Here is a 12,981-nt window from a genome sequence, read left to right as displayed (position 1 = left end):
TTCGCGAACTGCCCAATAGTGACGAAGGATATAGAAATGTATTAAATGCCGAGTCTGTGCCGGGTTAATAAAATTACTTATTTCAAATAGACCAACATCAATACCGGATTATCATCCTCTGTCAATTTCTTCAATTGGGGATGATCCAATACAGCGGGATTCTTTTCTGCCTCTTTCATGATCTCTTCAACCTCCCAAACCGAGAGCAGAAGGTTCTTATCCAGAGATGTCGCCGGGCGCAAAGGCAAGGCACCGGGAAAGTCATTCTTTATATAACCGCCCGGGATGGAAAAACATTCCTTCGCTTTTTTGTCATAAAGCACCATGTGACGGGTTCTCTCTCCCGCCCAATAATTATAAGGCATGAAAAGCAGAGAATCCGTTTCAATCACCTGGTTGCGGATATAAGGGGCTGCGACTGTGGCATACGTTTTCCAATCTCCATCACATACTTCCATCCGGCAGTCGAGAGGAATGGAATATTTACCCAGATCAATGATATAACGCGGTTGGAGTTCATCCTTAGTAACAACAAACAGGGTATCACAATAAAACTCTTTATAACAAACCTTGCCATCATAATGGAATATATATCGGTCAATTCCACTCATCATTAACCTCCGGATTCCGCTTTTCATCTCAAACAAATCGGAACGGTAAAAGGTATTCAATATCTCACATTTCGGGTTCGAGATATGAATACGCTCTTTCTGTTGCCCACTGCTGTTAAGCATAAAGGTCGCGACCAGGCTATCATTCAACATGGCAAACTGAGCCGGATCTCTGTCGGGCGTCTTTATATCATAAAGAAACTTCCCCGTCTCCATATTATACACATTTATCTTCCCGGAAGTCGTCAGCATAAAGACCAACCCGGAGTCTTCATTTACGTCGACTTGCTGGAAATAATTGAATTGTCCGGGGCCTCCGCCTCGTGAACCGATCGTCCGGATAAATTTCCCGTCTAACGTATATTGGTATAACACTGTATTACTCGATACAAACCAATATTTACCGGTTTTAACCACAGTACCCGAATTAATAAAATCAATCAGGCAATTATCTTTCGTCTCCAACGGAATATACCGTACCGAGTCGGCAATATCGCTCAGTTTCATTTCCCGTTCCACACCGACTCCCGCTTCAAACGGAACAGCTATGGGATACTCCGGTTCTACCGGTTTCACTTCGGCCACCGGCTGTTGTTCGGTCTGCTTTCCACCACAGGCAAAAAGAGAGAACGCCAGGCTAATTAGAAATAAATGCTTACACATAGCTATTCTTATTTTAATGTTACCAACATCACCACAGGATTATCGTCATCCTTTAGTTTCTTCAATTGTTCATTTTGCCGGATAGCGGGAATGCTTTCCGCCAAATCCAAAAGTTCGGAGGCTTCCCAATAATAGAGCAGGACATCATCTGCCACACAGACAGCCGGATAGAAAGAAACTCCGCCTTGCATGTCATTCCTGATCTGCCCGTCTTTCACCTTATAGCATTCTCCAGTTTTCTTATTATACATCGCCAATTGAGGACGCTCGTCTTTATTGGTCACATCCCAAGTTGTATAAGGGAGAAACACCCATTGAGAAGTTTCCAAGAAATCCGGACGCAGATAAGCGCGCGCCGGTTCGGAATAAGCCTGCCAGTTTCCTTCCAACAGTTCGAAACGTCTTTCCTTCGGAATCTTATGCTTTCCTAATTCCAGAATATAACGCGGTTGGAGTTCTTCCGGGGTAATTGTAAAGACTGTGTCATTATAATATTCCTTACAACAAGCCTCGTCTTTATAGGAATAAACATAACGGTCATAACGCCCCCACAAATAATAGTTCAGCCCGCTCTCGATCGTAAACTGATCGTATTGAGGGAAAGACTTCAAGGTATTACCTTTCTGGTCGACCAAGATCAGGCGATCTTTCTTCTGACCTGTATTATTATAAATATAACCTGCATAAATGCTGTCTCCCAACAAAGTGAACTGCCAGCAAAAAGGGATCTGGCTCTCCTTCAGAAATGTACCATCCAACGAATAGGAATGAACCTTTCCGTGATCCATCAGATAGACCTGTTTCAACCGGTCACTCACTGCGATATGGCGAATCATATTGTATTCTCCCGGCCCTTGCCCCCGTTTTGCAACCGAACGGACAAACTTCCCGTCATCCGTAAACTGCAACAAGCCTTCGCTGCACGGAATAAACAAATTATGGTCCACCATCTGAATCATTCCCCTGTTCACTTTGGCAACCAGACACTCCGGTCTTGTTTCCAGAGGCACGATCTTTACCTCTTTGGCGATCTCACTTAACAGCACTTCGCGCTCCGTCTCGATCCCTTTATCAAAAGAGATCGTGACCGGATATTCTAAAACCCGGGCTTCCGCTTCTTCCGGTTGCTCCGCCTGTTTGTTACCTCCACATGAAAAAAGGGGGAAAGCCAAACCTATTAGAAATAAGGGCTTGTATGTCATAAATATGTATTATTAAATTATCATTTAGTGTTTAATGTAATGACTTGCAACACTTGATTATCATCTTCCATCAAATCTTCTATCACCTGCTTTAAAGAACCTTTTGCCTGACCGGGCTTTACCTTATCCAGCAAGACGGAGGCAGGAACAACACCTATCAGCTTACCATCCCGCAGGAAATAAGGCATCACCGGGCAGCCCCCTTCCAGATCATCCGTAAAGCCATCCTTATCGGCATGAGGAGAACGGACACGGCAGACTTTCCCGGTTTGCTTGTCATACCAGGCAAAACGACGTTCATCTTCCTGCGCATAATAAATCCCCATCTGCTTACCGGTTTCCATAAGGGTATAGAAATAAAACTTCTTTTCATTCGAAAGGGCGGTGCCTGCTTTGTTTTTGGTATCTAATAAAAGTTTCTCTTCTTCTGCGGATAGTTTCTCATACTGTGACAAATCCAACTTGTAGACCGGCACCTTTTTCTTTCCATCCAAGCGGAAGATTGTCGATTCCAACGGATTCTTATAAAAGAGATTACCATCATACGGATAGAGTATAGCCGGAACAAACACGATTCCGGGATAACTTTTCCCCTTTTCAAAATGGAACGGCAAGCCATACAATCGTTTTCCATCCTGATTATAAACAAATAAGTCATCTCCCTTCCGGTCTTTGGAATGAAGATATTCGCTTGACATTGTAAATAAGTTTCCGGCCGCATCCACATAAGGACTTGTCGCCCCCACTTCCGTCTTTATATCTTTTATAAACGTCCCGTCAAAAGAATAGACCAGCACTTTCCCCTGCCGCATATCGCTCAAGAATATCTGTTTCTTTGCGGCATCATAGGCTACAGCCAAAACGCTTTGGTTATATTCACCCGGTCCTTGCCCCACTCTTCCTATCTGGCGGACAAATTTACCTTCCGGTGTAAACTGAAACACCTTGCCATAATCGCAGACAAACAGATAACCTCCGACAAAAGTAACATCCAAAATATCTTGTCCCAACAAAGACTCTGCAGTTGTCTCCAATGGAATATATTTGATACCAGAAGCAACCTCACTTAACCTAATCTCCTTTTTCGTCTCAATTCCTTTGGCAAAAGGGATTATCGTTTGCGCCTGCGATGAAAGACAATTCACCAACAGAAATAATATTAGGCTGATATGTAGAAGGAAACAGTGTCTCATGCAATGTGTTTATTTGTTGTTTAATTGTTTCTTAATCACTTGGCCATAATGAATACCGGGTTATCATCCATTTGCAGCCCGGAGGATAAATCTGTAGATGGCACCTTCTCTATAAAGTCTTCTGCTGACACATACATCACCTTTGTACCATCCTCTTTTATAAACTGGGGAAAGAAAGGGATACCACCATCCACATCGTTCTTCAAACCGTCACTACCGACATTCTTTATCCCACCGTTGCGTTTATTGAAAAGAATATACTGCACTTTCTCCGTGACACCCCATCGGAGAGTCAGGTACAGATACTCGTCGTCTTCACAAATATTCTCCATCAACACTTTGGATGCCAGCTCATCCATCTGTTGCGGATTAAAGCCGTGCGTATCGACCACGCGTTTCATCGTTCCTAAATGGCAAATGGCATAAGGGCTTCTGTCCCCGCCTTTGGAAAGTGTAAACAACGTATCGTTTCCGTAATCCATATATCGGACAACATCTTTATGCTTGTACAAAGGGATAGGGGCATAAATCATCCCATGATAGGTTGATTCAATAGGGGAAGGATTCGGTATTTTCCGGATCACATGGCCGGATGTGTCAATTTCGGCAAACGAATAAACGGTGGAGGTATCACCAACCAGCCTGAATGAACTGCTTAAATACATCAGATAGTTTCCCCAAGGAGTTACCAGCCCACTATAATAACGCTCCACCAAACGCCACGACCTCAAATAGGTCATATCCCTGTCATAGACATTTACCTTCCCGCTTGTAAAGACATTCGATATCCCCCGCCTGTCATCATTGAGAACCGAATTGACAAACACATAATCTTTTGGCCCGGTTCCTTTCTGCCCTATCTTCTTTATGAATTTACCTTGATCATCATATTGAAACAAGTTAGCGAAGTCACTCACCAGAAATGTGTTGCCGGAAAAAGTAAATTCATGAACCCGCTTCAACAGGCAATTCGCAGAAGTTTCCAAAGGAACATACTTGATACCGCCTGCAATCTCCGACAGATTTACAGGCTCGACCTCCGACAGAGTCTTTTCCAAGTAAATCGAATAAGGAGGCGAAAGAGCAGCCCGTTCGTTGCTTTCACCGGCTGCTTCAGGCTTATCGCTTTTAACTCCGTAGCAACTACTTAATAGTGCAATTGCAGCAAACAGGATATAGGGCAGTTTCTTCATAATTCATTCAGTATTACCCTCTTGTTCTGCTTTCTGTACAGCTTTTCTGCCTGCGTTGAAAAGGGCGGTGTCCGTCTGGCCGTTCTTTTTCATTTCACGGGATTTCTTGATTGCGGCATCCATTTCGTCCATAAACTTTTTCTCATTGGCGGGGATTTCCGGCAGGCGGTCGATTAATGTCTTTAAGTCTTCAACGGCCAGTTTGCTCCTTTTTCCATTAGGGGCAATCATTACCAGTTCTTTTTTATTCTGGAAGAAGGCCTCTTCATACATATATTGCAGGAATCTCCGGTAGGCATGGATACCTTCTGTCTTACGACGGGTACGGAAACACTCGTTCAGGAAAAGGTTCTTGATAAACAAAGCGCGTGACTTCCGCTCGTCAGTTCCGTAATCTACCACTCCCCAATTACCATACTGCCGGTCAATACGGAACAGCAAATCGAGGCGATCCTTATTTTCCAGCCAGGCTTTATAGAACATGGCATCCGCCTTATATCCCTGCCCGTCGGCCCATAAAGTCTCACCACGGGAAAACAGCAACATATTGGCCAACGCTTCATTCGGACGCATCAACTGCTCCGCCCGGTCAAACAGTTCGAGGGCACGCTTCCGGTCATATGTCTTTCCTAAGGCCGCCCCTAAAAGCAAGGTCGTTTCCACATCCGCCGTATCTTTCAAGTAAGCTTTCTCGAGCAACGGGATTGCGTCGAAAGCGCGTTCGGACAGATAACGGGCCGCACCGCCATACTTCAACGTAAAGAAGGAAGAGTCTTTCTCCGCCAGCAAGACTTCATAAATGGAGTCTGCCTCCTCATAGTTTTTATTCATATAATAGGCCATCGCCTTGTTTCCCATCAGAGCATGGTTTCCGGGATTATAATACAGAGCTGTGTCGCATACCTCAATGGCATCCAACACATTTGGCCCTCCCTGCCGGAGCAGGCAGTTGACCAAAGCACTGGCAAGACCGGCATTCTCCCGGTTGGCATCATGCGCCTGGAAATAGCAGATCGTAGCCGAATCGATCGCATTAATCTTCATATAGCAGTCTGCAAGATTCCGGTAGATGACAGGATTCACAACCGCAGTATCCTGATTCCGCAAAACATCGAAGCGGCGGATCGCATTCTCATAATCACCCAACTGGACATACAGGCGGCCTAACTGGTAATTGGCAAAGAAGTCCGTACTGTCGTTCTGCAACACTTTCTGAAAACAATCCTGCGCGACAGAAGCCTTCCCTAAATTCATAGCCATACGTGCAACGGAACTCAGGGCATCATAACTCGTCGTATCCATCCGATAACAATATTGATAACAGGCATACGCATCCCTATATTGAAGCAGGCCCTCATAGGCTTGTCCGATAGCAGACATCGTAGCATAGTCGGCCGAGTCAGCCGGCGTAAGGCTTCCGGCACGCGCCACGGCAGCAGCAAACTGTTTACGGTTCACCAATTCCTGGAGTGTCGGGATCTGTTCCTGTCCGAAAACAGACAGCGAGCAAAGGGCCAGGCACATCCAAACCACTACCCGCTTCCGTATCGTTTGAATCTGCTTTTCCATATTGTCTATCGATTTAATGTTTAGATATTCCGTTTATTCCAGCCCTGCCTCTTTCAACAATTTCCGCGCCTTTTCTTTTTCTTCTTTGGTGAGAGCGATCGTATCGAGTTTCGCTCCGCTTTTGTGTAGCGTTTTTTCCTTTTCCATGGCTTTCTTCATCTGGGCCTGCATCTTCTCACGCCTCTCTCTTTCTTCTGCCGGCATTTCAGGCAATTGGCTGATCAGTGCACGCAGGTCGGCAACCGCCAGCTTTGATTTCTTTCCGTCGGGGGCCAGCATCGTCACTTCATCGTCGTTCTTGAAAAAGGCATCTTCGCAAACGGCTTCGAGGAAAGGACGGTAATTATACAGGTACTGTTGCGACTTATCCGTCTTCATATAGGCAGTCAGGTACGTATATTTACTGAAAATAGTTTTTTGCAGTTCTTTCTCGTTCTGAAACAAGGCAGGGTTCAAATCCCAGTAGTGCCGGTTTATTTCATACAGGAAATTCAACTGTGTCGGGTCTTTCTTCCAGGCTGCATAATACAGTTTTTCCGCTTCATTCCAACGTCCGTCACGTTGCAACGCATCTCCGCGGAAGGTTGTCAGCAGGTTGACAAAGAATTTCTTCGGTTGCATATTCAGTTCCGCCTGGTCGAACAGCTCGTAAGCCCGTTTCCGGTCATAGGTCTTCCCGAGCGAAGCGCCGTACAGCATGGCTGTTTCCACATCTGTCGAATCTATTTCATAAGCCTTCTCCAAGAGTTCGACTCCGTCCAATGCATGCCCCGACATATAGCGGGCAGCCCCTCCGTATTTCAGATTCAGGAACGAGGAATCACCATCTGCCAGCAAACCGGTGTAAACCGTATCTGCCTGCAGATAATCTTTTGTCATATACAAGGCCATCCCTTTGCTTTGCCTTATCTGGCTGTTATCCGGATTATAGAACAAGGCGGTGTCGCAGACCTGCAAAGCGCCTTTTCCATCTCCCATCCGGAGCAGTGTGTTAATCAAGGAAGAGGCTACACGTATATTCTCCGGATTCAAACTTAAAGCACGCCCATATAGTTCTAAAGCAATCATTATATTCGGAGCCGTGCCCCTTTTGATATGGCAATCCGCCAGGCCGGTGAGGATAGAAGGATTCTCGCCTTCAATGGAGGCAAGCACATGATAGTGTTCCGTCGCCCTGCCGTAATCTCCTAATTGGTAATAGAGACGCGCCAACTGGTAGTTTGCATAAAAGTTCAGGCTGTCGGCATCCAGCACCTTGTGGTAACAACGTTTCGCTTCCGCTATCCGGCCGAAGTTAATCGCATTCCGCGCAACGGCATTCAAGGCATCCACATTGTTCGTATCCATCTGCAGGCAATAGGAAAAACATTGGTATGCATCCTTATAGCGCAACAGACCTTCGTAGGCCTGCCCAATGGCAGACATGGTGTCGTAATCAGCCGAATCAGCCGGAGTCAGGCTGTCGGCACGTGCTACAACTGCCTGGAACTGTTTCCTGTTGACCAGCTCCTGGAGTGTAAAACTCTGCGCCTGCCCCCAAAGGGACAGTGCGCAAAGAAACAGTAATAGAGAAAACTTACATTTCATATAGTATCGTATTTCGTATAACTCCAAAGCAAATTACTGCAAGCGGAATGTCACAGGAACGGTATATTTCACAGCAACCGCCATATTATTCTGGACACCCGGTTTCCATTTAGGCATCGATTTGATAACCCGGACGGCTTCCGCATCCAGCGAAGGATCCACGCCCCGGATTACTTTTACATCGCTCAATGCTCCATCCGCCCCTATGACAAAGGAGCAAGAGACGCGGCCTTGTATTCCGTTTTCCTGTGCTATGACCGGATATTTAATCTTTTGTGACAGATATTTCAACAACGAATACTGCCCGCCCGGAAATTCGGGCATCCGCTCTACAACTGTAAAAATGCGGCCGGAAGTATCGATTCCTTTTACCGGCGTCCCGGATACAGAGGCCTTGTGCTTATTGGCCAGGCGGAACGACACCGGCACCGTATATTTCACATTAACCGCTTTCCCTCTCTGCTCGCCGGGCGACCATTCCGGCATAGCGTTTATAATACGCAACGCCTCCGCATTCAATGCCGGATCTACACCCCGGATCACTTCCGCATCCGTTATGGAGCCATTCTTCCGGACGATAAAGGAACAACTTACGCGTCCTTCGACTCCGTTCCGCATCGCAGATTCCGGATATTTGACGCTGGAAGCCAAGTATTTCAACAAAGCTTTTTGTCCACCGGGATACTCCGGCATTTTCTCGACCACCGTAAAGACTTGCTCCTCGGCCCGCTTAATAGCAGCCAATTCTTCTTTCGAAAGAACATATCCTCTGTGCATTTCAGCCGGTTCCTCCTTGTTCACGGCAGGGAACAATTGTATCGGCAACTGTATGGCCTCCGGCATAAGAGCTTCGGCAAAAGAACTTTCCACCAGCTCATCCGTGATACGTGCCACGGCGTCTATATTGCTAAAGATCAGCAGTCCTCCTACGATCGGTATAAAGATCAGGTATTTAGCCCTGCCGATACCGTGCGAACGTTTCTTGTTCATCATGCTGATCCGGTTCTTCAGGTGCAGCATATTAAAACTATTGGATAAAGAGGTTGCCGATTTATTCGTATGGGACAGCCCCAACAGATGGTATTGATAGCTTCTGCTGTCGTAGCCAGACTCGAGCACGGTATCGTCCGCCAGATATTCGAGATTATGGCGCACTTCCCTCTTCAACAGCCACACAAAGGGATTCACCCAGCAAACGATACAGATCAGCTCACAAATGATCACGTCGATCGAATGCCATTGGCTGACATGCGTACCTTCATGTGTCAGGATTTCGTCGATCTCCTTGTCCGAATGACTGCCGGGATGCAGGAATATCAGCCGGAAGAAAGAAAAAGGTCCGGCCGGACGGTCTAAAACATGCACACGCGTATCATAAATCTGCATGACCTTCGATTTGCGCGCCAATAATAATATACTGCTCAACTGCACCAGGAAACGGAGCAACAAGGCGAGAACGCCTCCCCAATACAAATAGGATACACCGGAAAGAAGCAAGCCATGCCAATCTGTTTCAGGGACATTATCGGGAGTAATCGTGGTTTCGGGTAAAATGGCCGAATACATCTGAATGACTTCTACCATCGGTTCCTGTTCCCGTATCCAATCCTGAATATTCATCAACGGATAAAGCAACGCCACCCCAAAGAACGCCAACAGGGTCGTACGGCGCAACTTGAAGAATGTGTCCCTGTAAAAGAACAGTCTATAGAAGGCATAAAGGAGTACAAAAGCTACATTTACCTTCAAAAAGTAGGCAAATTCCGGTGTCATGGCAATACGGATTTAACGGTTTATTCTCGTCCTTTCTCTATCATATCGATGATCTCTTTCAGCTCATCAGCCGAAATCTTCTGCTCTTTGGCAAAGAAGGAGACCATTTCCTTGTATGAGTTCTCGAAGTAGTTGTTCACCACACTTCCCATAAACGTCCGTTTATATTCTTCCTGTGGGATCAGCGGCCTGTACTCGTAAGTATTACCGTAACGCTTCGCTTTCACGTACTTCTTGCGTTCCAGATTTTTCACAATAGAGGCGAGTGTCGTATAAGGAGGTTTAGGCTCTTCATACTGCGCCAAAATGTCTTTGATAAAGCAAGGAGCGATCTGCCAGATCCAGCGCATCACATCCTCTTCTTGTCTTGTTAATCTTTCCATGTTTGTATATTAATTTTACGATCGTATCGCAAAGCTACGAATCCATCGTAAATATGCAAGAGATAATGCGTTAATTTGTATTAATGTCTCGTCTTTTTATAAAGCTCCGGGATTTTCCGCCAAATCTTCTATAAGGTGTCGATACGCCAATTATAAGAGTATTCGAACCTTCTGCAAGCCATCGAAATATACAAGAACCCCCTTTCCGGCCGTTTTTCTATTTCGTCCAAAATTCTGATCCATTTTGGATTGACTCTTTTCACGGTTTAAGCTTTCCTTGCTGACAATAAGAAAAATGAGGTGCGCAGCCCATTTCGATAAACGGGCAATTTGATTGCCGAAAGCCGGAAACGCCGGCAAAGTGATAAAGCTTAACTCCCGGAGAATCGAATATTTAAAAACAAAACGGACGGCGTTCCAAATATCCCAAGGAATTTTTAGGGGCCTTGTCGCCGTGACGACCGTCTTCATCGCCTTCGCGACCGTCTTCATTGGAATGGCGACCGTCTTCATAGGGTATGACGACCGTTCTCATGGCGATAAAGTACCGGGAAAACGAAATAAAGTCCGACTTCACGGCAATAAACTCCCGAAAAAGAGAAAAGAGCACCTTTTTGACGGCTGAAAAGATGGTTGACATTTGCTTGGTCTCGGATGCTTTTCAAGGATGGAAAATACGTTTTTTACAATAACCCCCCTCCTATTTTTCATATTCTCCCTCAAAAAATTGTCCCTTCAAATTATTTTCCATACCTTGCGTTGCTCATTTGTAAAGTAAAGAGAGTTCAATACATTATAGAGATGGATATCAGCCTTGAATCAAAATATCTGAAAGAGCTTGGGAATGGAAATCATAAAGCCTTCGACACGCTTTACATCCAATACAGCCCCAAGGTGAAGCATTTCTTAACCGGCTTCATCAAAAATCCGGACGAAGCCAGCGATATGGCACAGGATATCTTTTATAAAATCTGGACAAACCGCGAAACGATCTCAAAAGTCGATTCATTTAAAGCGTATCTCTTCCGCATGGCCCGCAATATGATCTACGATTATTACGAGCACAGCCTGATCGAAGAGAATTACCAACAGAAGGAACAATACAAATCCGACTACAGCGACTTGATAGAAGAAGAGCTGTACGCCAAAGAGTTATCTCTGCTTATAGACATCGCCGTAGAAAAAATGCCTCCCCAACGGCGCAACATATTCATCATGAGCCGCAAAGACGGATTAAGCAACGAAGAAATCTCCCTGCGCCTGAATATCAGCAAACGAACCGTCGAAAACCATCTGACACAAGCGCTTGCCGAACTGCGCAAGATTGCATATTCTATTATTTTGCTTTTTTTCTGATTGATTGTTCCGATATGCAATCTATTGTAGTGCCACTAACTTGATTGTCCAATCTGCCAGATATAGCGGAATATTAATCAAATTATCGTCCTTTTTCAAGTTGTTTAATGAATACCGGATTTTATAGGCTGGATGGTAAATTGAATCATATACCGATAAACTTTTCCCACCTATGCGGGTATCCGATTTTACTTCGACTGGAATGATATTCATATCCAGTTGGACCACAAAATCAACTTCAGCTTTTCCAATGGACGTCCAGTATCTGGGCAAAACTTCAAGCTGGCATACCAATGATTGTAATATATAATTCTCAGCCAATGCTCCTTTAAATTCGGTATATATTGCACTTCCGGCTAAAACAGCTTCAGGTGGTAACCCGGCTAATTCCCGTAACAACCCGATATCTGAAATATAAATTTTAAAAGCAGAAAGGTCATCATAGCTTTTTAATGGCAGGTAAGGTTTAGTACAGCAAAAGATTCTATAGATTAATCCTGCATTTTCAAGCCAAAGCAACGCATCTTCATAATCGCGTGCCCTGGCTCCCGGCTTTACCATTTTATATACGAATTTACGATTTTCCTTTGCCAACTGGCTTGGAATAGAGTTCCATATACTTGTAATACGAGGTATATCCTTGCTCTCTGCATGCTTGGAAAAATCCAAGGCATAGGCATCTAAAATAAATTTCTGTTCCCGCTTTACAGCTTCCATACCTTTATTTTCCATAAATGCTTTAACAGCGGCAGGCATTCCGCCTATAACAAGATATTGGCGATAAAATTCAGTCAACTTGTCTGTTACGATCTGTGGAAGAGGGACTATATCGGACAGCTCTTCAATATATTGATATATTTTCTCATCGTTGACTTTCAGGAACTCTTTAAAAGTTAACGGGTATAGTTCCATAAATTCCACTTTTCCTACAGGAAACGAATCCCCCTTAGACAAAGCAACTCCTAATAACGAACCTGCAGCAACAACCGCATACTCCGGAGCATCTTCACAAAAATACTTTAGCGCATTCAATGCTTTATTGCATTCCTGTATCTCGTCAAAGATTATAAGCGTTTTATGCGGCAAGATAGGGCTGTCTGTATGTAGTTTCAACTGTGCGATAATTCGTTCCGGAACTTTTGTATTCTCAAAGATTTCGTATAGAGATTCATCTTTGTCAAAATTAAAACTTGCGACATGTTCAAACTCAGTACGTCCGAAATGCTCCAATATCCAGGTCTTACCTGTCTGCCTGGCACCCTTTAAAACCAGAGGTTTTCTATCTGGCCGGCTTTTCCAGCCCTTCAATTCTTCAATGATACTACGATATAGCTCCATGACAAAGTCGGTTTTATGTTCCTAAAAATGGCAAAATCGCACAAAACATGTTCCTGTTTTGTGCAAATATAAAGAAAATAATCCAATGCGAAATCTGCAGGAGGCATAAAAAA

The 12,981-nt window shown here is 44.8% G+C and carries 11 protein-coding genes; 1 reads left to right on the top strand and 10 read right to left on the bottom strand.

Annotated elements, in window-relative coordinates:
- Positions 1 to 77: 77 nt before the first annotated feature.
- The 9 genes from DWW90_RS11140 to DWW90_RS11100 form a co-directional block, all read right to left on the bottom strand.
- Positions 78 to 1,274 carry a 6-bladed beta-propeller gene (locus DWW90_RS11140; RefSeq protein ID WP_122345023.1) on the bottom strand — a complete coding sequence of 399 codons (1,197 nt, stop codon included), beginning with the start codon at positions 1,272 to 1,274 and terminating at the stop codon, positions 78 to 80.
- 8 nt (positions 1,275 to 1,282) lie between these two features.
- The gene (locus DWW90_RS11135; RefSeq protein WP_122345022.1) at positions 1,283 to 2,476 is read right to left on the bottom strand and encodes a 6-bladed beta-propeller; all 1,194 of its coding nucleotides are present in this window, start codon (positions 2,474 to 2,476) and stop codon (positions 1,283 to 1,285) included.
- A gap of 20 nt (positions 2,477 to 2,496) precedes the next feature.
- The gene (locus tag DWW90_RS11130) at positions 2,497 to 3,669 is read right to left on the bottom strand and encodes a 6-bladed beta-propeller (protein ID WP_122345021.1); all 1,173 of its coding nucleotides are present in this window, start codon (positions 3,667 to 3,669) and stop codon (positions 2,497 to 2,499) included.
- Between the two features lie 35 nt (positions 3,670 to 3,704).
- Positions 3,705 to 4,862: a 6-bladed beta-propeller gene (locus tag DWW90_RS11125; protein WP_122345020.1), complete on the bottom strand. Its 1,158-nt coding sequence runs from the start codon at positions 4,860 to 4,862 to the stop codon at positions 3,705 to 3,707.
- Positions 4,863 to 4,865: 3 nt separating this feature from the next.
- Positions 4,866 to 6,431, bottom strand: coding sequence for a lipopolysaccharide assembly protein LapB (locus tag DWW90_RS11120; protein WP_233547712.1), 1,566 nt, complete (start codon positions 6,429 to 6,431; stop codon positions 4,866 to 4,868).
- Between the two features lie 33 nt (positions 6,432 to 6,464).
- The gene (locus tag DWW90_RS11115; protein WP_122345019.1) at positions 6,465 to 8,018 is read right to left on the bottom strand and encodes a lipopolysaccharide assembly protein LapB; all 1,554 of its coding nucleotides are present in this window, start codon (positions 8,016 to 8,018) and stop codon (positions 6,465 to 6,467) included.
- A 33-nt stretch (positions 8,019 to 8,051) separates the two neighbouring features.
- Entirely contained in the window at positions 8,052 to 9,791 is a 1,740-nt protein-coding gene (locus DWW90_RS11110; RefSeq protein WP_122345018.1) for a M56 family metallopeptidase, read from the bottom strand.
- A 20-nt stretch (positions 9,792 to 9,811) separates the two neighbouring features.
- A complete protein-coding gene (locus tag DWW90_RS11105) occupies positions 9,812 to 10,174 on the bottom strand; it encodes a BlaI/MecI/CopY family transcriptional regulator (protein WP_115498879.1) in 363 nt (120 codons plus the stop codon).
- A gap of 150 nt (positions 10,175 to 10,324) precedes the next feature.
- On the bottom strand, positions 10,325 to 10,687 hold the full coding sequence (locus tag DWW90_RS11100; protein WP_122345017.1) for a hypothetical protein: 363 nt from the start codon (positions 10,685 to 10,687) through the stop codon (positions 10,325 to 10,327).
- 288 nt (positions 10,688 to 10,975) lie between these two features.
- Between DWW90_RS11100 and DWW90_RS11095 the strand changes: the two genes are divergently transcribed.
- Complete coding sequence (locus DWW90_RS11095; RefSeq protein WP_115498877.1) at positions 10,976 to 11,530, top strand: RNA polymerase sigma-70 factor; 555 nt, start codon at positions 10,976 to 10,978, stop codon at positions 11,528 to 11,530.
- A gap of 21 nt (positions 11,531 to 11,551) precedes the next feature.
- Here the strand turns inward: DWW90_RS11095 and DWW90_RS11090 are convergent, their stop codons facing one another.
- On the bottom strand, positions 11,552 to 12,868 hold the full coding sequence (locus tag DWW90_RS11090) for an ATP-binding protein (RefSeq protein WP_122345016.1): 1,317 nt from the start codon (positions 12,866 to 12,868) through the stop codon (positions 11,552 to 11,554).
- Between the last annotated feature and the right edge of the window lie 113 nt (positions 12,869 to 12,981).

The sequence above is a fragment of the Parabacteroides sp. AF17-28 genome (assembly GCF_003479205.1).
Lineage (GTDB): Bacteria > Bacteroidota > Bacteroidia > Bacteroidales > Tannerellaceae > Parabacteroides > Parabacteroides acidifaciens.
This window is presented reverse-complemented; position numbering and strand designations above follow the sequence as displayed.

What these genes read in the sequence shown, in the direction of transcription:
- DWW90_RS11140 (WP_122345023.1), bottom strand. Translation starts at nt 1,274, where the DNA reads ATGTGTAAGCATTTATTTCTAATTAGCCTGGCGTTCTCTCTTTTTGCC.
- DWW90_RS11135 (WP_122345022.1), bottom strand. Translation starts at nt 2,476, where the DNA reads ATGACATACAAGCCCTTATTTCTAATAGGTTTGGCTTTCCCCCTTTTT.
- DWW90_RS11130 (WP_122345021.1), bottom strand. Translation starts at nt 3,669, where the DNA reads ATGAGACACTGTTTCCTTCTACATATCAGCCTAATATTATTTCTGTTG.
- DWW90_RS11125 (WP_122345020.1), bottom strand. Translation starts at nt 4,862, where the DNA reads ATGAAGAAACTGCCCTATATCCTGTTTGCTGCAATTGCACTATTAAGT.
- DWW90_RS11120 (WP_233547712.1), bottom strand. Translation starts at nt 6,431, where the DNA reads ATGGAAAAGCAGATTCAAACGATACGGAAGCGGGTAGTGGTTTGGATG.
- DWW90_RS11115 (WP_122345019.1), bottom strand. Translation starts at nt 8,018, where the DNA reads ATGAAATGTAAGTTTTCTCTATTACTGTTTCTTTGCGCACTGTCCCTT.
- DWW90_RS11110 (WP_122345018.1), bottom strand. Translation starts at nt 9,791, where the DNA reads ATGACACCGGAATTTGCCTACTTTTTGAAGGTAAATGTAGCTTTTGTA.
- DWW90_RS11105 (WP_115498879.1), bottom strand. Translation starts at nt 10,174, where the DNA reads ATGGAAAGATTAACAAGACAAGAAGAGGATGTGATGCGCTGGATCTGG.
- DWW90_RS11100 (WP_122345017.1), bottom strand. Translation starts at nt 10,687, where the DNA reads ATGAAGACGGTCGCCATTCCAATGAAGACGGTCGCGAAGGCGATGAAG.
- DWW90_RS11095 (WP_115498877.1), top strand. Translation starts at nt 10,976, where the DNA reads ATGGATATCAGCCTTGAATCAAAATATCTGAAAGAGCTTGGGAATGGA.
- DWW90_RS11090 (WP_122345016.1), bottom strand. Translation starts at nt 12,868, where the DNA reads ATGGAGCTATATCGTAGTATCATTGAAGAATTGAAGGGCTGGAAAAGC.